At 66.9% G+C, this 16,496-nt stretch carries 17 protein-coding genes; 12 read left to right on the forward strand and 5 right to left on the reverse strand.

The window, feature by feature from the left end:
* Positions 1–63 precede the first annotated feature (63 nt).
* Together Q7I88_RS10365 and Q7I88_RS10370 are read left to right on the forward strand one after the other, a co-directional pair.
* Entirely contained in the window at positions 64–453 is a 390-nt protein-coding gene (locus tag Q7I88_RS10365; protein WP_305095844.1) for a BlaI/MecI/CopY family transcriptional regulator, read from the forward strand.
* The gene (locus tag Q7I88_RS10370; protein ID WP_305095845.1) at positions 450–1,943 is read left to right on the forward strand and encodes a M56 family metallopeptidase; all 1,494 of its coding nucleotides are present in this window, start codon (positions 450–452) and stop codon (positions 1,941–1,943) included. The genes Q7I88_RS10365 and Q7I88_RS10370 overlap by 4 nt, the downstream gene beginning before the upstream one ends.
* A gap of 114 nt (positions 1,944–2,057) precedes the next feature.
* Here the strand turns inward: Q7I88_RS10370 and ypfJ are convergent, their stop codons facing one another.
* On the reverse strand, positions 2,058–2,915 hold the full coding sequence (gene ypfJ / locus Q7I88_RS10375; RefSeq protein WP_305095846.1) for a KPN_02809 family neutral zinc metallopeptidase: 858 nt from the start codon (positions 2,913–2,915) through the stop codon (positions 2,058–2,060).
* A 104-nt stretch (positions 2,916–3,019) separates the two neighbouring features.
* Between ypfJ and Q7I88_RS10380 the strand changes: the two genes are divergently transcribed.
* The 3 genes from Q7I88_RS10380 to guaB all read left to right on the forward strand — a co-directional run bounded on the left by Q7I88_RS10380 (position 3,020) and on the right by guaB (position 5,775).
* Positions 3,020–3,775 (forward strand): 3-hydroxybutyrate dehydrogenase, encoded by a 756-nt coding sequence (locus tag Q7I88_RS10380; protein WP_305095847.1) that lies wholly within the window; start codon positions 3,020–3,022, stop codon positions 3,773–3,775.
* Positions 3,776–3,825: 50 nt separating this feature from the next.
* Positions 3,826–4,215, forward strand: coding sequence for a hypothetical protein (locus tag Q7I88_RS10385; RefSeq protein ID WP_305095848.1), 390 nt, complete (start codon positions 3,826–3,828; stop codon positions 4,213–4,215).
* A 108-nt stretch (positions 4,216–4,323) separates the two neighbouring features.
* On the forward strand, positions 4,324–5,775 hold the full coding sequence (guaB, locus tag Q7I88_RS10390) for an IMP dehydrogenase (RefSeq protein ID WP_305095849.1): 1,452 nt from the start codon (positions 4,324–4,326) through the stop codon (positions 5,773–5,775).
* A gap of 33 nt (positions 5,776–5,808) precedes the next feature.
* On the opposite strand, the gene Q7I88_RS10395 is transcribed toward guaB, so the two are convergent.
* Positions 5,809–6,288 carry an ExbD/TolR family protein gene (locus tag Q7I88_RS10395; protein ID WP_305095850.1) on the reverse strand — a complete coding sequence of 160 codons (480 nt, stop codon included), beginning with the start codon at positions 6,286–6,288 and terminating at the stop codon, positions 5,809–5,811.
* 284 nt (positions 6,289–6,572) lie between these two features.
* Between Q7I88_RS10395 and Q7I88_RS10400 the strand changes: the two genes are divergently transcribed.
* Genes Q7I88_RS10400 through Q7I88_RS10410 form a run of 3 tightly spaced genes read left to right on the forward strand, consistent with a single transcriptional unit; the run spans position 6,573 to position 8,485 of the window.
* A complete protein-coding gene (locus Q7I88_RS10400; protein WP_305095851.1) occupies positions 6,573–6,743 on the forward strand; it encodes a hypothetical protein in 171 nt (56 codons plus the stop codon).
* The gene (locus tag Q7I88_RS10405; protein WP_305095852.1) at positions 6,740–7,921 is read left to right on the forward strand and encodes an RsmB/NOP family class I SAM-dependent RNA methyltransferase; all 1,182 of its coding nucleotides are present in this window, start codon (positions 6,740–6,742) and stop codon (positions 7,919–7,921) included. Before Q7I88_RS10400 ends, Q7I88_RS10405 begins: the two co-directional genes overlap by 4 nt.
* 60 nt (positions 7,922–7,981) lie before the next feature.
* Positions 7,982–8,485, forward strand: coding sequence for a tetratricopeptide repeat protein (locus Q7I88_RS10410; RefSeq protein ID WP_305095853.1), 504 nt, complete (start codon positions 7,982–7,984; stop codon positions 8,483–8,485).
* A gap of 6 nt (positions 8,486–8,491) precedes the next feature.
* Here Q7I88_RS10410 and Q7I88_RS10415 read toward each other — a convergent pair whose 3' ends face one another.
* Positions 8,492–8,974 (reverse strand): RNA pyrophosphohydrolase, encoded by a 483-nt coding sequence (locus Q7I88_RS10415; RefSeq protein ID WP_439648338.1) that lies wholly within the window; start codon positions 8,972–8,974, stop codon positions 8,492–8,494.
* Positions 8,971–9,915, reverse strand: coding sequence for an alpha/beta hydrolase (locus tag Q7I88_RS10420; RefSeq protein WP_305095854.1), 945 nt, complete (start codon positions 9,913–9,915; stop codon positions 8,971–8,973). Before Q7I88_RS10420 ends, Q7I88_RS10415 begins: the two co-directional genes overlap by 4 nt.
* A gap of 168 nt (positions 9,916–10,083) precedes the next feature.
* On the opposite strand from Q7I88_RS10420, the gene Q7I88_RS10425 reads away from it, so the two are divergent.
* The 3 genes from Q7I88_RS10425 (at position 10,084) to Q7I88_RS10435 (ending at position 14,321) form a co-directional block, all read left to right on the forward strand.
* Positions 10,084–12,105 (forward strand): 2-oxoacid:acceptor oxidoreductase subunit alpha, encoded by a 2,022-nt coding sequence (locus Q7I88_RS10425; RefSeq protein WP_305095855.1) that lies wholly within the window; start codon positions 10,084–10,086, stop codon positions 12,103–12,105.
* Positions 12,102–13,136: a 2-oxoacid:ferredoxin oxidoreductase subunit beta gene (locus tag Q7I88_RS10430; protein WP_305095856.1), complete on the forward strand. Its 1,035-nt coding sequence runs from the start codon at positions 12,102–12,104 to the stop codon at positions 13,134–13,136. The genes Q7I88_RS10425 and Q7I88_RS10430 overlap by 4 nt, the downstream gene beginning before the upstream one ends.
* Before the next feature lie 216 nt (positions 13,137–13,352).
* Positions 13,353–14,321: a metal-dependent hydrolase gene (locus tag Q7I88_RS10435; protein ID WP_305095857.1), complete on the forward strand. Its 969-nt coding sequence runs from the start codon at positions 13,353–13,355 to the stop codon at positions 14,319–14,321.
* Here Q7I88_RS10435 and Q7I88_RS10440 read toward each other — a convergent pair.
* Entirely contained in the window at positions 14,224–15,048 is an 825-nt protein-coding gene (locus Q7I88_RS10440) for a phosphatase PAP2 family protein (protein ID WP_305095858.1), read from the reverse strand. The two genes, Q7I88_RS10435 and Q7I88_RS10440, sit on opposite strands and share 98 nt — an antisense overlap.
* A 34-nt stretch (positions 15,049–15,082) precedes the next feature.
* Here Q7I88_RS10440 and Q7I88_RS10445 point away from each other — a divergent pair, with 34 nt between their 5' ends.
* Complete coding sequence (locus Q7I88_RS10445; RefSeq protein ID WP_305095859.1) at positions 15,083–16,471, forward strand: cryptochrome/photolyase family protein; 1,389 nt, start codon at positions 15,083–15,085, stop codon at positions 16,469–16,471.
* The last annotated feature ends 25 nt before the right edge of the window (positions 16,472–16,496 follow it).

Raw genomic sequence — 16,496 nt, forward strand, 5'->3', positions numbered from 1 at the left:
CTGGAATTCAGTTTACGAATGTAATCGTAAGTCTCAGGGATATCAGATTGAGGGAGTTTCGCGATGGCCGGCGCCAAGCCCGACCCGGGTGAACGGATTAGCGATGCCGAGCATGCCGTGATGGAGGCGCTGTGGCGGCAGAGCCCGCGCACCGCCGCGGAAGTGTGCGACGAGGTCTGCGAACAGCGCGGCTGGAGCCTGGCCACGGTCAAGACGCTCCTCAGCCGCCTGGTCACCAAGGAAGCCATCGCCGCCGAGCCCGATGGCCGCCGGTTCCTCTACTCTCCGCTGGTCGAACGCGCCGAGTACGTCGGGGGCGAATCCCGCCGCCTGGTCGACCGCCTGTTCGGCGGCCGCGCCGCCCCGCTGTTCGCCCATCTGGCCGAGCAGGAGGCCCTTAGCGAGGACGACATCGCCGCGATCGAAAAGCTGCTGAAGGAGCTCCGCAAATGAGCACCTGGCTGATCGACACCGCGCTCTACACCGGCCTGCTGATCGCCGCCGTGATGCTGCTACGCCGCCCCGTCTCGCGGATCTTCGGGCCGACCATGGCCTACGCGCTGTGGGCCCTGCCGCTGCTGCGCCTGTTCCTGCCGCCGATCGTTCTGCCCGCCAGCCTGGCGCCGCAGGCCGAGGCTGCCCCGGCGCTGGCCGCTGCCGCGCCGCAGGCCTCGCCTCTGCTGGCGGAAGCGCTGGCGAACCCGGCTGGGGCCGAGCCCGCTTTTGACTGGCAGCCGCTGGTGCTGGCCGTGTGGCTGGTCGGCGCCGCGCTGCTGCTTGCCTGGCGGCTGTCGAATTACCGCCGGATGCGCCTGGAAGTGCTGCACCGCGCCCGCCCCGTCGGCGAGGTCGGCAGGATCAGGCTGGTCGAATCGCCTGCCGTCAACTCGCCGGTCGCCTTCGGGGTGTTCGACAAGGTCGTCGCGCTGCCCACCGCGTTCATGGCGATGGAAGACCGCCAGGCGCGCGATCTCGCCATCGCCCACGAGCTGGCGCACCACAGGGGGCACGATATCGCCGCGAACTTCGCCGCCCAGCCGCTGCTCGCGCTGCACTGGTTCAACCCGATCGCCTGGGCCGGCTGGCGCGCCATGCGGCGCGACCAGGAGGCGGCCTGCGACGCCCGCGTGGTTGCCGGCCGCGAAGGCTGGGAGCGCGCGCAGTACGCCAATGTCATCGCCGGTTTCGCCACCGGTCCGCGGCTCGCGCTGGCGGCGCCGATGGCTTGCCCGATGCTGCGCGAGAAATCGATCATCCACCGTTTGAGGAGCCTGTCCATGTCCGATGTTTCGCGCCGCCGCCGCCTGGCCGGGCGGTTGCTGCTCGGCGCCGCCGCCGTCGCCCTGCCGCTGACCGCCTCGGTTTCCTACGCCGCCGGTCAGCCCGACGAGATCGAACCGGTCGAACTCGCCCCTTCGCCGCCTCCGGCGCCGCCCCCTGCGCCGGAGGCCCCCGCGGCCCCCGAAGCTCCGGCTGCGCCCGCCGCTCCGGAAGCGCCCGCGGCGCTCAAGCTCAAGCGCGTCGACGGGTCGCTGAGCGAGGCTCGGCGCAAGCATTTTGGCGAGATGGCCAGCAAGTTCCAGTCGAAGGACTTGGCCCGGCTCGCCGAGGCGCAGGCGCAGCTCGCCACGAAGCAGGCCGAGATGGCTCGGCAGATGGCGGAAAAGCAGGCCGCCTGGACCCAGGCGCACATGCCGCTGATCGAGGAGCGCTGCGACGACCAGGGCACCACGACCCGCCAATGGACCGACTCGTCGGGCCGGCAGCACATCATGATCTGCGAGCGGGCGATCGAGAAGCTCGCCAGCCGCAGTGCTGCGATGGGCCTGCGCCAGGCGCGCGAATCGATTGCCAGCAACCGCGAATTGAGCGCCGACATCCGCAACGAAGTGCTCGAGGAGCTCGATTCCGAGATCGAGCGCATCGAACGCGGCGATAGCTGATCGAGTCGAGGGGGTAACACCCCCCGAACCGGATCGGCGCGTCCGTTCCGGTCCCTGGGCGGCGGGAGAACTTCGGGGTCTCTCGCCGCTTTGCGTAGGGCGGCGAGGGCGGCTTCAGCCCTGGATTATGCGATCGCACTGCGTGTCGTCGGCGCTCTCCATGCCCAGCCTGAGCGCTTGCATGCGCTGCTGGCTGGTGCCGTGGGTGAAGTTTTCGGAGCTCACCTGGCCGTGCGTCAGGGTGTCGTCGCCGATCGCGTTGGCCGCAGTCATGCCTTCCTCGAAGTCGCCCGGCTCGATCAGGTTGCGGTTCTTGCCCGCCCAGACCCCGGCGTAGCAGTCCGCCTGCAGCTCCATCCGCACCGACAGGGCGTTGGCCTGGCGCGGATTGGCCTGCATCGCACTCTGCATCTGCCCGGCCAGCCCGGTGAGGTTCTGGATGTGGTGGCCGTATTCGTGGGCGATGACGTAATAGCGCGCGAAGTCGCCCCTGGCGCCGAGCTGGCGGTCCATCGTGTCATAGAAGCTGGTATCGATGTAGATGCCTTCGTCGGCCGGGCAGTAGAACGGCCCCATCGAGGCCTGCGCCGCGCCGCAGCCCGAGCGCGTTCCGCCCTGGTAAAAGACCAGCGTGGGCTGTCGAAAGGCGATCCCGGCGCGTTGGAATGGCGGCGCCCAGGTCTGGTCGAGCGAGGCGAGGGCGTTGCAGGCCTCGGTGGCGTACTGGTTGTCGTCGCAGATCTGGGCCGCGCTCTCGTCCGAGGGGCCCTGCGTGATCTGCCCGTCCGCCTGCTGGGTGTTTTCGAGCGTGCCGAGCATCTGCCCCGGGTCGACCCCGAACACCAGCGCGGCGATGAGGACGATGACGATACCGCCGCAGCCGAGGCCGCCGGCCCCGCCGGGCAGCCCGCCGCCGCCGCCGCCGCCGCGGCGCACGTTGATACTTCCCGGATTGAACGGATTGAGCCGCACTGCCTTTCCCCAAACCTGCCGTGCCGGGTCGAGAAAGGGCTGGACCTGCCCGCCCGTTCGGGCTTTTCCCGCTGCACCGCCAACCAACTCGCAAGGAGTCGATAATGTTCCTCTCAGGCAAGCGCGCCCTCGTCACCGGATCGACCTCGGGGATCGGCCTGGCGATAGCCCGCGCGCTGCGCGCCGAGGGGGCCGACGTCGTGCTCAACGGCTTCGGCGACGAGGCCGAAATCGCCGCGCTCTGCGCCGAGCTGGGCGCGCAGCACGTCGGAGCCGACCTGACCACGACGGCGGGCTGCGAAGCCCTGATGGACGAAGCCGGTCCGGTCGATGTTCTCGTCAACAACGCCGGAATGCAGTTCGTCTCGCCGGTCGAGGACTTTCCGCCCGAGAAGTGGGAAAGGATCATCGCGCTCAACCTGTCGGCCGCCTTCCACACCTCCCGCCTCGCCGTGCCGCACATGAAGGCGCAGGGCTGGGGCCGGATCATCAACACCGCCAGCGCGCACTCGAAGGCGGCGAGCCCGTTCAAGGCCGCTTACGTCGCCGCCAAGCACGGCATCGACGGGCTGACCAAGGTGCTCGCGCTCGAACTGGCCGAACACGGCATCACCGCCAACTGCATCAGCCCGGGCTACGTCTGGACCCCGCTGGTCGAGAACCAGATCCCCGACACGATGGCGGCGCGGAATATGACCCGCGAGCAGGTGATGAACGACGTTCTGCTGGCCGGGCAGCCGACCAAGAAGTTCGTCCAGGTTGAGGAAGTCGCGGCGCTGGCGGTGTTCCTGTGCCGCGACGTGGCGCAGAACATTACTGGGGCGAACTACTCGATCGATGGCGGGTGGACGGCGAAGTAGTCTCGACAGTGTATTGGTCATCCAATACACTCCTTGCAGGAGGAATTTCGATGGCCGACTGCCCCAAATGCCGCACCCTGATGACGCGCGGCTATCTCTATTCGCCCGACACCGGCGGGCGCGTCAAAGTGATGGACGGGGAACCTGGGCTCTGGAAGACGCTCACCGGAATGGGTGGGAAATCCGCCGACCTGGCGGTTTTGCGTTGCAGCAAATGCGGTTTCGTGGAGCTTTACGCCGATCCGAATGTGAAGCCCGAAAAGACCCTGGAATCGATCGACGAGGAAAACGAACGGCTTCGCAGTCTCGTCACTCGGCTGCAGGACCGGGTCGAGACGCTCGAAACCATCGCCACGGACCCCGCCGAGAGAACCGCGCGCGAAATCGAGGCGCTTCGCCAGCTTCCCGACACGCGGGGCGAAAAGCAAGGCGATTCCTAGACGCAGGCGCTGCGCCTTCGTTCAATCTGTCCGCCCCTCTAGCGAATGCCACATAGTGCGGTTACATGGGCCGCCACGAATCGCTCCGCACAATATCTGGTGGCACCCATGGAAATCGAAACCGGCCTTACCTTCGACGACGTCCTCCTGAGGCCGGGCGAGAGCGACATCCTGCCGTCGCAGGCCAGCACCCGGACTTTCCTCACGCGGGACATCGCGCTCAACATCCCGGTCATTTCCGCCGCGATGGACACCGTGACCGAGGCCGAGATGGCGATCGTCATGGCGCAGATGGGCGGGATCGGCGTCCTGCACCGCAACCTGACGATCGAGGAGCAGTGTGACGCGGTGCGGCGCGTCAAGCGCTTCGAGAGCGGCATGGTGGTCAATCCCTATACCATCGAACCCGACGCCACGCTCGGCGAGGCGCAGGCGATGATGACCCGCCACAAGATCAGCGGCATCCCGGTGGTCGATGCCAGCGGCAAGCTGTGCGGCATCCTGACCAACCGCGACGTGCGTTTCGCCGACAATCCCGCGCAGCCGGTCAAGGAACTGATGACGCACGAGAACCTCGCCACGGTGAGCGAGGGCGTGACCCAGGCCGAGGCGCGCAAGATCCTCCACCAGCGCCGGATCGAGAAGCTGCTGGTGGTCGACGAGGCCTTCAAGTGCGTCGGCCTGATCACCGTCAAGGACATCGAGAAGGCCGTGCTCAACCCCGACGCGACCAAGGACGGCGGCGGGCGCCTGCGCGTTGCCGCGGCGACCACGGTAGGCGACAAGGGCTTCGCGCGCACCGAGGCGCTGGTCGATGCCGAGTGCGACGTCATCATCATCGACACCGCGCACGGCCACAACAAGGAAGTCGCCAAGGCGGTCGAGCGCGCCAAAAGGCTCTCCAACAGCGTGCAAATCGTCGCCGGCAACGTCGCCACGGGCGAGGCGACGAAGGCGCTGATCGATGCAGGCGCAGACGCGGTCAAGGTCGGCATCGGCCCGGGCTCGATCTGCACCACGCGCATCGTCGCCGGCGTCGGCGTGCCGCAGCTCACCGCGGTGATGGAAAGCGCCGCCGCGTCGGGCGGGGTGCCGATCATCGCCGACGGCGGGCTCAGGACCTCGGGCGATGCCGCCAAGGCGCTCGCCGCCGGGGCCTCGACCGTGATGATCGGTTCGCTTCTTGCCGGGACCGAGGAAGCGCCGGGCGAAACCTTCCTCTACCAGGGCCGCGCCTACAAGGCCTACCGCGGCATGGGCAGCGTCGGCGCCATGGCCCGCGGCAGCGCCGACCGCTATTTCCAGCAGGACATCAAGGACCAGATGAAGCTGGTGCCCGAGGGCATCGAGGGCCAGGTCCCCTACAAGGGCCCGGCGCGCGACGTCGTCCACCAGCTCGTCGGCGGGGTCAAGGCGGCGATGGGCTACACCGGCAGCGCCAGCATCGAGGAACTGCAGAAGCGTGGGAAGTTTATCCGGATTACCAATGCCGGGCTGAGCGAAAGCCACGTCCATGACGTGAGCATCACTCGGGAAGCACCGAACTACCCGACGCGGTAGAGGGCGGGAAAGCTGTCAGTCTGATAACGACCCTTAGCTGCCGTTTGGCAGGGGAATGAAGTTGGGATAGCCTTCTAGGCAAGTGCTGCCGACTGATTGGCAACCGAGCGCTTTTTCCATTTGGTCCCTGACAGCTTCAAGAGTGCGGCAAGGCACCCCCATTTCGGCCTCCAAATAAACGTCAGGTCGAGGTTCGAGTTTGACAGAAGCCATTAGCAGCCGCTCGAATTCCTGATTGCTAATTTTGCTACCGTTCCAAAAAATCTCGCCCTTGTGATCCAACGTCACTCTGTCCCAGAGCGTATGTAATCCGGGCCCGAACGTTGGCTTTTGCCAATGGCTTCGCGCCGCTGTGCAAGCTTGCTGCTCGGCGCGGGAGCAACCCGACTGCAAGAGCGCGGTCAGAGCCAAAGCCAACAGCAACCTCATAACCTGATGGATGACATACCGAATGTCCGCTTTCCACCCAATTCCGGCCATTCCCCCATCGTCATGCTGAACTTGGTTCAGCATCCATGCGGCTAGGTGACGGCGGATGTGGCGACATGAATCCTCGACTTGAGCGGTGCTTGCGTAAACAAGTTCGGGATGACGGTGCCTTGTTGGTGCCGTCCTCCCGAGGTTGCGGTTTAGTCTCTTCCTCGTCACCCCGGGCTTGGCCCGGGGTCCAGCTTCCTTCCTGCGCGGTGTCGCGCAAGCGGGACCCAGGCCCGGGGGCCGGAGTGACGAAGTTGGCGGGCTCTGGCAGCGCGGGCGAAAGGCTTTCCTACATGGCCGCAATCTGACAGGGCGACGGCATGCCCGATCTGAACCGCCGCATGACCACCGTGGAAAATATGCAGCAAGCGAAAGCCACACTGCGTCGTTTCGGTATGCGCCGTAAGACGTTGATAGAATGGCGCTTCATGTCCAAAAGCCACACATTTCTTCCCCCGCTTTCGCGGTCCACGAGTGGTGCCGCACAATGACCCCCGCCGCCCGAGTCCAGTCCTCGATCGAGCTGCTCGATTCGGTGATCGAAGCCGCGCGTACGAAGGGCGCGCCGGCCGACCGCATCCTCGCCGAATGGTTCCGGAACAACCGTTTCGCCGGGTCGAAGGACCGGAGGGCGATCCGTGAACTCGTCTATGGAGCGATCCGTGCCTGCGGGCCGCTTCCCGAAAACGGGCGCGCCGCGATGTTGCGGCTGGCGCAGGAGGATGCGGCGCTGACGGGGCTGTTCGACGGGTCGAACTATGGCCCGGCGGCGATTGGTCCGGGCGAGGCGGTCGCGGAGGGCGGCATCGCCCCGGCGTGGCTGGCCGATCGGCTCTCTGCCTCGGACATCGCCGGGCCCGATGCGGAAGCGCTACTCGGCCGCGCGCCGCTCGACATCCGGGTCAACACGCTTAAGGCGAGCCGCGACGACCTGGAGCTTCCGGCCGAAGCGCGCCCCGTCGAAGCCCCGCAGGGCTTGCGCCTGCCGCCCGGGACGCCGGTCGAGCAGTGGCCCGCCTATCAGGACGGCCTGATCGAGGTGCAGGACGGGGGCAGCCAGCTCGCTTGCGAGGCGGTCGCCGCGCGGCCGGGCGAGACGGTGATCGACCTGTGCGCCGGTGCGGGCGGCAAGACCCTCGCGCTGGCCGCGGCCATGGCCAACGGCGGAACCCTGGTGGCGGCAGACACCGATCGCGGCCGCCTTTCGCACCTCGCCCCGCGGGCCGAGCGCGCCGGGGCGCTGATAGCCGAGACCGTGCTGCTCGATCCGGGCCGCGAACTGGCAGCGCTAGAGGCATGGCGCGGCAAGGCCGACGCAGTGCTGGTCGATGCGCCCTGTTCGGGGACCGGGACCTGGCGGCGCAATCCCGAGGCGCGCTGGCGGCTGACCCCCGACGAGCTGGAGCGATTTGCGAAAACCCAGGCGCACCTGCTTGAAATAACGAGCGAACTGGTCAGACCCGGTGGGCGGCTTGTGTATGTCGTCTGTTCGCTGCTCGACGGCGAGGGGACCGACCGCGTCGCCGCCTTTCTCGCGGCGCACGAAGGCTGGCGGGCCGAACCGCCGGAACTGCCGCTCGGCCGCGCGCGGGGCTCGGGCCTGCGCCTGACACCGTTTCACGACGGCACGGACGGATTTTTCATCGCACGTCTAGAAAAGCCGTGTTAGCCTTATGACATTATGACCGAAGCCGGACCTCCGCCGAAGTTCGCGCTCAAGGAGTTCGCGATGCGTTACACCCCCGCCGCCCTTGCCCTGTCCCTTCTGATCGGAGTGACCGCCAGCGTCGGCATGGCCGAAGACCTGCAGACGGACCCGCGCTCGGCGGCGCTCGAGGCGCAGGGCCGCAGCCAGTTGCAGGCCGGTCAGCTGCAGATGGCGGTCGACAGCTTCGAAGCGGCGCTGGTGATCGATCCCGCCAACACCCGCGTCTATCTCGATCTCGCCGCGGCGGCGCGCGCGCAGGGCCTGCAGGGCAAGGCGATCCACTATTACCGCGAAGCGCTGGAGCGCGACCCGAAAAACTTTGCCGCGCTCTCGGGCGAAGGCGAGGCGATGCTCGAAAAGGGCGCGGTCGAGAAGGCTCGCCGCAATCTCGCCCAGCTCGAGTCGCTGTGCGGGGCGCAATGCAGCGAGAGCCGCGAGCTTGCCGCGGCGATCGAGCGCGGCCCGGTGACCGGCACGCTGACCGCCGAGGCGGTCATGCCCGAGCCGGTGGTGACGCAGAACTAGGCTGGGTCAGACAAGCCCCGCGAATCCCTCGACGATGGTCCGATAGACCTCCCGCTTGAAGGGGACGATCAGCTCCGGCAGCAGCCTCGGCTCGATCCACTTCCACTCGCAGAATTCGGGCGGCTCGTGCGCCTCGAGGTCGATGTCGGCATCGCCGCCGGTGAAGCGGGCCAGGTACCAGGTCTGACGCTGGCCGACGAACTTGCCGCCCCACAGCTTGCCCTTGAGTTCGTCGGGAAGCTCGTAGAACAGCTCGCGGGGCAGACGGTCGACAACCTCGACGTGCCTGGCTTGCGCGCCGGTCTCTTCCCACAGCTCGCGCAGCACCGCATCGTCGGGGTTCTCGCCCTCGTCGACGCCCCCCTGCGGCATTTGCCAGAAGTCGCCTTCCTTGTTGTCGATGCGCTTGCCGACGAAGGCGTGGCTGGCCGCATTGACGAGCATCACGCCCACACAGGGGCGGTAGAGCGCAGGGTCGGGCGTGGTCACGGCAGCATCGCCGCCAGCGCGCGATAGACTCGCCTGAGGTCCTGCATGCCGCTCGGGATCGCCTTGCGCATGGTGATGAAGCCGTGGTTGATCCCGCGCGCTTCCAGGCATGTCACGTCGACGCCCTGGCCGATCAGGTGCGCGGCATATTCACGGCCCGAGTCGCGTAGCGGGTCGAGCCCGGCGGTCAGCACCACCGTCGGCGGAGTCCTCGAGTGGTCGGCCTTGAGCAGCGGGTACATACGCGGGTCGGTTTCGTCGCCGGCGTACTGCTCGGTGAACCAGGCCATCAGCTTGGAGGTGAGGAAGAAGCCTTCGGCGAAGGATTTGAAGCTTTCGTGGTGCGAAATCGGGTTGGTGATCGGATAGATCGGCACCTGGGCCACCACCGGGACTGCCGCCGGCTCTGCAATCAGCGCGGCGGTGGTGACGATGGTCAGGTTGCCGCCGGCGCTGTCGCCCATCGGCACCAGCCCGGTAACCTTGAAGCCCAGTTCCTGCGGACTTTCGCCGACCCAGCGCGCCGCCGCCTCGCAATCGTCAGGCGCGGCGGGGAATGGGTGCTCGGGCGCGAGCCGGTAATCGACCGAAATCACGGGCAGCCCGGTCTCGGCGGCAATCTCGGTACACAGGCTGTGATAGACCTCGATGTCGCCGATCACGAACCCGCCGCCGTGGTAGAAGACGATCGCCGGTCCGGAATTGCGCGAGGCTTCGGCGTCGTAGAGCCGCAACGGAATCTCCCCGCCGGGGCCCGGGCACCTCAGGTCCTTTATGACCGCGAGCTCGCGCGGCTGGACATCGATCAGATCCCTCATCTCGCGCGCGCCCTTGCGGGCGACATCGAGCGGCAGTTCGTAGAGCATGGGTTGGTTCAGGGACGCCAGGTAATCGAGGAACGCGCGGACATCTTTGCGCACGAAAGGGGTGTCTCCGACCATGAAGTTCTCCTGCTCTCTCGCCGCGGACCCTAGCGAAACCCGGGGCAGTTTCCACGGGGCAATTTCCTCATCCGACAGAAAAACTTGATTGCGAGCACGCCCGGTGGGACCTACGTCCCCGCCATAATCGATTGACGACGCCGCAACCGGCGCGAGCAGGACAGTACAATGGCAACCCAGACGGCCGAACGGCCGGTCGATACAACAACCCCCGAAGCGGTCGTCGTGCGCTTTGCCGGCGACAGCGGCGATGGCATGCAGCTGACGGGCGGGCAATTCACCCTTTCGACCGCGCTGGCCGGCAACGATCTCGCCACGTTCCCCGACTTTCCGGCAGAGATCCGTGCCCCGCAGGGCACGCTGTTCGGCGTCAGCGCGTTCCAGATCAATTTCGGCAGCCGCCAGATCAACACCGCCGGCGACGCTCCCGACGTGCTGGTGGCGATGAATCCGGCCGCGCTCAAGGTGAACCTCGCGGCGCTCAAGCCCGGCGGCCTGATCATCGCCGACAGCGGCGAGTTCACCAAGCGCAACCTCGACAAGGCGAAGTACGAGTCCAATCCGCTCGAGGACGGGAGCCTCGCCAAGTGGGATCTGCTGGCCTTCGACATCAGCGCACTGACCATCGAGGCGGTCAAGGACTTCGGCCTCGGCAACAAGGATGCGCTGCGTTGCAAGAACATGTGGACGCTCGGGCTGGCGCTGTGGATGTTCGACCGCGACCGCCAGCCGCTCGTCGACTGGCTCAACGCCAAGTTCAAGACCAAGCCCGATATCGCCGGCGCGAACATCGCCGCGCTCAACGCCGGGCACGCCTATGGCGAGACAGCCGAGATCGGCGGCCACCATCTCAAGCAGTTGCACATCCCCCCGGTGCCAAGCGAGCCGGGCCTCTATCGCACGATCACCGGCGCCGAAGCCGTCTCGCTGGGGCTGGTCGCCGGGGCGCAGTTGGCCGAGCTGCCGATGTTCTTCGGCGGCTATCCGATCACCCCGGCCTCGGCGATCCTGCATCACCTCGCGCGGATGAAGGAATTCGGCGTCACCACCTTCCAGGCGGAAGACGAGATTGCCGCGATCTGCGCAGCGATCGGCGCGAGCTACGCCGGCCAGCTCGGCGTCACTTCCTCGTCGGGGCCGGGCATCGCGCTCAAGGGCGAGGCGATGGGCCTGGCCATCATGGTCGAGCTGCCGCTGGTGATCGTCAACTCGCAGCGTGGCGGGCCCTCGACCGGCCTTCCGACCAAGACCGAACAGAGCGATCTCTACCAGGCGGTCTACGGCCGCAACGGCGATGCGCCGCTGCCGGTAATTGCCGCGAGCAGCCCGGCCGACGCCTTCGAGGTGGCAATCGAGGCCTGCCGCATCGCCACGCGGTATATGACGCCTGTCATCCTCCTGACCGACGGCTACATCGCCAATGCTGCCGAGCCGTGGAAGGTACCCGATCCGGCGAGCTTCGAGCATTTCCCGGTCCGGTTCCTCGCGGAGAAGAACGACGGCGAAGAGTTGCTGCCCTACAAGCGCGACGCCAAGGGCGCGCGGCCGTGGATCAAGCCTGGCACGCCCGGGCTGATGCACCGCATCGGCGGGATCGAGAAGCACGAGCTGACCGGCAACATCGACTATTCCCCGGCCAACCACCAGGCGATGACCGATGCCCGCAAGGCCAAGATGGACAACATCGCGGTGCCCGACCAGGACGTCGCGCTGGGCGACGAAACGGGCACCCTGGCCGTGGTCGGCTGGGGCAGCACTTACGGACCGATCCGCCAGGCCGTTCGCCGCTGGCGCGAGAAGGGCAAGGCGGTGAGCCACATCCACGTACGCCATGTCTGGCCGCTGCCCAAGAATCTCGGCGCGCTGCTCGCGGGTTTCGACAACGTGCTGGTCCCCGAGATGAACACCGGCCAGTTCAAGACCGTCCTTCGCGACCAGCTGCTGGTCGACTGCCAAAGCCTGACCAAGACCAGCGGCCAGCCGTTCCAGATTGCCGAGCTCGAAGCCGCGATCGGCAAATACTTCGACGGAATGTCCGACAACGAGGGCGGCGGGGTGCCGGCCAACCGCCAGCAGCTTCCCGGGGCTGAGCAGGGCCACGACGACGGCACGTATCCCGACGCTCCGTTCCACGGCGACGGCGCCGCGGCGCCCCACACCGGCAGCGACGACAAGGCGGTGAACCAATGAACGACATGACGCCGGTAACCACCACGCTCAAGGACTGGGAGACCGACCAGGAGGTCCGCTGGTGCCCCGGTTGCGGCGACTATGCGATCCTCAAGGCAGTGCAGCGCACGCTGCCGCAGCTTGGCAGCAATCCTGCGAACACGGTGTTCGTCAGCGGCATCGGCTGCTCGAGCCGTTTCCCGTACTACGTCGAGAGCTACGGCTTTCACACGATCCACGGGCGCGCTCCGGCCTTCGCTACCGGCATCAAGCTGGCCAATCCCGATCTCGACGTATGGATGGTGACCGGCGACGGTGACGGCCTCAGCATCGGCGGCAACCACCTGATGCACGTGCTGCGTCGTAACGTGAACCTGCAGATCCTGCTGTTCAACAACGAGATCTACGGCCTGACCAAAGGCCAGTACTCGCCGACCAGCCGGATCGGCACGAAAAGCCCGTCCACCCCATGGGGCTCGGTCGATCGTCCGGCGCAGCCCTGCGCCTTCGCGCTCGGCGCAGGCGCGCGCTTCGTGGCTCGCGGGTTCGACGTCAGCAAGCACCTTCCCGAGGTGCTCAAGGCCGCCCACGCCCATCAGGGCGCCGCGTTCGTGGAGATCTTCCAGAACTGCATCGTCTACAACAAGGACGTGTTCGACGATTTCGCCGCGCCCAAGGGCGCCGAGGCGCAGCAGCTTTGGCTGCAGGATGGCGAGCCGATGCTCTACGCCGGGGGCGCCAAGGGTATCGCGCTCGACCGCGAGGCGCTGTGCCTCAAGGTGGTCGACGTCGTCGATGGCGATTGGCAAGCGGCTGGAGTCATCGTGCACAACGTCAAGAATCGTTCGATTGCGCACATGCTGGTCGAGCTGCCGTTCGGAGAGTTTCCCATGGCGCTCGGCGTTCTCTACGACGATCCGCGCCCGACCTTCGAGGAAGGCGTCGATGCCGAGCGCCACCGGGCAGCGGATGGCAAGGTAGCGAACCTCGCCAAGCTGCTCAGCCAGGGCCAGACCTGGACCGTCGGCGGCACGGCGCAGGATCCGGTCTAGGGGACGACAATCAGCTTTCCTACAGGCTGCCCGCTGTGCCACGAGAGGCACATGGACAAGCGTGGAACGTGGCGGCGATCGGGAGGACTCAAGCCTTTCGTTCGCGGGCCGGGTTTTTGCCTCTGGACAGTGTCACAGGCGGCAACCTGGTGTCACCTTCGCCGCGCTCCGAACGGTCGCCGCCGCCGCGCGCGATTCGCACCGGCACGCTGAAGGATGGACAACTTCACCCATTCGCTAGTCGGCTGGGCGCTCGGTCAGACCGGACTCAAGAGGAAGACCCGCAAGGGGCTGGCAGCGCTGGTCCTCGGGGCCAACGCGCCCGATATCGACGTGTTCTTCGGCTGGGTGCCTTGGGCGCCGCTGGCGATCCACCGCGGAGCGACACATAGCCTCGTTGCCGGGCTTTGGGTGCTGCCGCCACTGCTGGCCGCGCTGCTCTGGCTTTATGATCGCTGGCAGGTGCGAAGAGGCGACAGTTTCGGGTCCGGACTGGAGATGCACTTCGGCTGGCTGCTGGCGCTCTCCTTCCTCGGCTGCCTGACTCACCCGCTGCTCGACTGGCAGACCAGTTACGCGGTGCAGCTGCTCTCCCCGTTTTCCAATCTGTGGTTCCACAACGACTCGCTGTTCATCATCGACGTGTGGATCTGGACCGGTCTGAGTTCTGCTATCTGGCTTTCGCGGCGGCGTGAGAGGGCGGGCGAGGGAAACTGGCGGCGGCCCCCGATGATCGGGCTGGCCGCGGTGCTGGTGTACATCTGCGGCAATGGCGTGGTGAGCGCGATGGCACGCGAAGCGCCGCGCAGGGAGATACCTTACGCCAAGCCGGACGTTACGGTCGTCTCACCCCCACCTGTTCTGTTTTGGCGCCGCGAAGTGATTTGGCGGCAGGATCACCTGATTTCGCGCGGAAAGGCCCAATTTGCCGCGTTTGCCCTTCAGCCAGATTCCCTGTCGGAACCCGTCCCCGACGGCATGACCGGCCCACTGGCCCGCAAGGTCCTGCTCGAAACGCCCTCGCTGGCGAGCTTTCGCCGCTGGTCGATCTTGCCGATGGCCTGGGTCAAGCGCGAGCAATGCGCGGTCACGGTGCAGTACCAGGACGCCCGCTTCGGCGAGCGGCCGGGGGCGGGGCGGCTGGGCACCTCCGCGACGGTGCCGACCGGCGCTGCGGGCTGTTAGCTTTTGTCGGGTCGAGTTTCTTCGCCTGCTCGCTCTGCGCAGCCTTCTGCGCCGGCCTGAATAGCAATGCGGCCGAGAGGAAGGCCCATCCCGCACCGCCGAGCCACCCGGCGATGACGTCGCTGGGGAAATGCACGCCGAGCCAGACTCGCGTCCAGGCGATCAGCAGGCTGACCACCAGGGCGGCGCCGATCACGGTGAAGCGGACCGACTGCCGCGCGCTGAGTGTCGCGAAGGCAAGCGCCATGGCGATGTAGACCACGGCCGAATTGAAGCTGTGCCCGCTCGGAAAGCTCGCGCCGCCCGCTTCGGTCAGATGCGGGACGATCTCGGGGCGGGCGCGGCCGACCAGTCCCTTGATGGCGCTTTCGACGAGCCAGGCGCCAACCACGGTGAGCGCGAACAGGATCGCCTCGCGCCGCAGCCTGAGGAACAGCAGCGCGGTGACCGCGCCGAGTGCGAACAGGTTGCGGAGCAGGATGCCGCCGAGCGAAGTCACGTCGCGTACCGATTCGAGCAGGAGCGTGGGGCCGCGCGGCCCAAGCCCGTCGCCCTCGCGCCAGAATAGCAAACCGAAGCGGTCGATCGAGTCCACGTGGCCGGTCTCGACCAGCCAGACCATGGCCGCGAAGCCGAGCCAGCACAGCGCCGCGACGATCAGCGCCTTGCGCCGGTCAATGCTCCAGCCGCGCGCGGGCATGGTCACGATTTCGGGGGATTTCGCCATTGGCAGGGCAACGGCACAATGGCAGGCCAGTTCCGTGCCTGAAGCCCGTCCGCAGATCGTCTGGTTGCGCCGCGACTTGCGGCTGAGCGATCAGGAAGCGTTCCGCGCTGCCTCCGCGCGCGGTCCGGTCATCCCGGTCTATGTGCTCGACGACGAAACTCCCAGACACCGCGCGATGGGCGGGGCGAGCCGTTGGTGGCTGCATCACAGTCTCGCCTCGCTCGCCACCGATCTGCACAAGCACAATGCGCAACTGATCCTGCGGCGGGGCCGGGCGGCCGAGGTGCTGGCGGCGCTGGTCGAGGAAACGGGTGCGAGTGGGGTCCATGCGCTGAGACATTACGAGCCATGGTGGCGCAATGCCGAGCGGGCGTTGGACAAAGCCCTGCCGGTGGGGGTCAAGTTCATTCGCCACGGCGGCCTCTACCTGCTGCCGCCAGGCACGGTGACAACCGCGGCGGGCGGGCCGTACAAGATCTTCACGCCTTTCTATCGCGCGCTCCGCGAACGAATGCCCCCCGGCGATCCTTTGCCGGTGCCGAGCCTGACCCTGCCGGAGAGCTGGCCTGCATCGGATCGGCTCGAAGACTGGAACCTGCTGCCGGACTCACCCGACTGGTCGGCGGGAATGCGCGCGGCATGGCAGGTGGGCGAGGGTGCGGCACAGGAGCAGCTTTGGGACTTCGCCGAGCGCGCCGGCAGCTACGAAGAGCAGCGCAACCTGCCATCGGTCGACGGATCCTCGCGGCTGTCGCCCCACCTTCATTTCGGCGAAATTTCCCCGCGGCAAGTCTGGAATGTCTTCACCCGGCGGAGCGGCGAAGGAGTCGAAAGTTTCCTGCGCGAGCTGGTGTGGCGCGACTACGCGGCCAACGTCCTGCTGCAGTTTCACGATTACCCCGAGCATTCCTACAAGGAGAGCTTTGCCGCGTTCCTCTGGCGCGACCATGAGAGCGAGGCCGCGGCCGATCTCCAGGCTTGGCAACACGGGCGGACCGGCTATCCGATCGTCGATGCCGGAATGCGGCAGCTCTGGGCAACGGGCTGGATGCACAACCGCGTGCGAATGATCGCCGCGAGTTTCCTCACCAAGCACCTGCTGATCGACTGGCGCGTCGGTGAGCGCTGGTTCTGGGATACGCTGGTCGATGCCGACTATGCCAGCAACGGCACGAACTGGCAGTGGGTCGCCGGGACCGGCATCGACGCCAGCATGTTCGTGCGCATCATGGCACCGCTGACCCAGAGCCCGAAATTCGAGGCCGCCGGATATATCCGCGAATGGGTGCCCGAGCTGACGGAGCTGCCTGACGCTGCCATCCACGATCCCTCGGACATCGAGCGTCCGGCGGACTATCCGGCGAAGATCATCGAACATCGGGCCGGGCGCGAACGGGCTCTCGCCGCATACCGCGAGCTCTAGCTTGCCGCGCGGCGCGGCGGGTTGC

The sequence above is a fragment of the Croceibacterium aestuarii genome (genome assembly GCF_030657335.1).
GTDB classification, from domain to species: Bacteria; Pseudomonadota; Alphaproteobacteria; order Sphingomonadales; family Sphingomonadaceae; genus Croceibacterium_B; species Croceibacterium_B aestuarii.

What these genes read in the sequence shown, in the direction of transcription:
- Q7I88_RS10365 (WP_305095844.1), top strand. Translation starts at nt 64, where the DNA reads ATGGCCGGCGCCAAGCCCGACCCGGGTGAACGGATTAGCGATGCCGAG.
- Q7I88_RS10370 (WP_305095845.1), top strand. Translation starts at nt 450, where the DNA reads ATGAGCACCTGGCTGATCGACACCGCGCTCTACACCGGCCTGCTGATC.
- Q7I88_RS10380 (WP_305095847.1), top strand. Translation starts at nt 3,020, where the DNA reads ATGTTCCTCTCAGGCAAGCGCGCCCTCGTCACCGGATCGACCTCGGGG.
- Q7I88_RS10385 (WP_305095848.1), top strand. Translation starts at nt 3,826, where the DNA reads ATGGCCGACTGCCCCAAATGCCGCACCCTGATGACGCGCGGCTATCTC.
- guaB (WP_305095849.1), top strand. Translation starts at nt 4,324, where the DNA reads ATGGAAATCGAAACCGGCCTTACCTTCGACGACGTCCTCCTGAGGCCG.
- Q7I88_RS10395 (WP_305095850.1), bottom strand. Translation starts at nt 6,288, where the DNA reads ATGCTGAACCAAGTTCAGCATGACGATGGGGGAATGGCCGGAATTGGG.
- Q7I88_RS10400 (WP_305095851.1), top strand. Translation starts at nt 6,573, where the DNA reads ATGCCCGATCTGAACCGCCGCATGACCACCGTGGAAAATATGCAGCAA.
- Q7I88_RS10405 (WP_305095852.1), top strand. Translation starts at nt 6,740, where the DNA reads ATGACCCCCGCCGCCCGAGTCCAGTCCTCGATCGAGCTGCTCGATTCG.
- Q7I88_RS10410 (WP_305095853.1), top strand. Translation starts at nt 7,982, where the DNA reads ATGCGTTACACCCCCGCCGCCCTTGCCCTGTCCCTTCTGATCGGAGTG.
- Q7I88_RS10420 (WP_305095854.1), bottom strand. Translation starts at nt 9,915, where the DNA reads ATGGTCGGAGACACCCCTTTCGTGCGCAAAGATGTCCGCGCGTTCCTC.
- Q7I88_RS10425 (WP_305095855.1), top strand. Translation starts at nt 10,084, where the DNA reads ATGGCAACCCAGACGGCCGAACGGCCGGTCGATACAACAACCCCCGAA.
- Q7I88_RS10430 (WP_305095856.1), top strand. Translation starts at nt 12,102, where the DNA reads ATGAACGACATGACGCCGGTAACCACCACGCTCAAGGACTGGGAGACC.
- Q7I88_RS10435 (WP_305095857.1), top strand. Translation starts at nt 13,353, where the DNA reads ATGGACAACTTCACCCATTCGCTAGTCGGCTGGGCGCTCGGTCAGACC.
- Q7I88_RS10440 (WP_305095858.1), bottom strand. Translation starts at nt 15,048, where the DNA reads ATGGCGAAATCCCCCGAAATCGTGACCATGCCCGCGCGCGGCTGGAGC.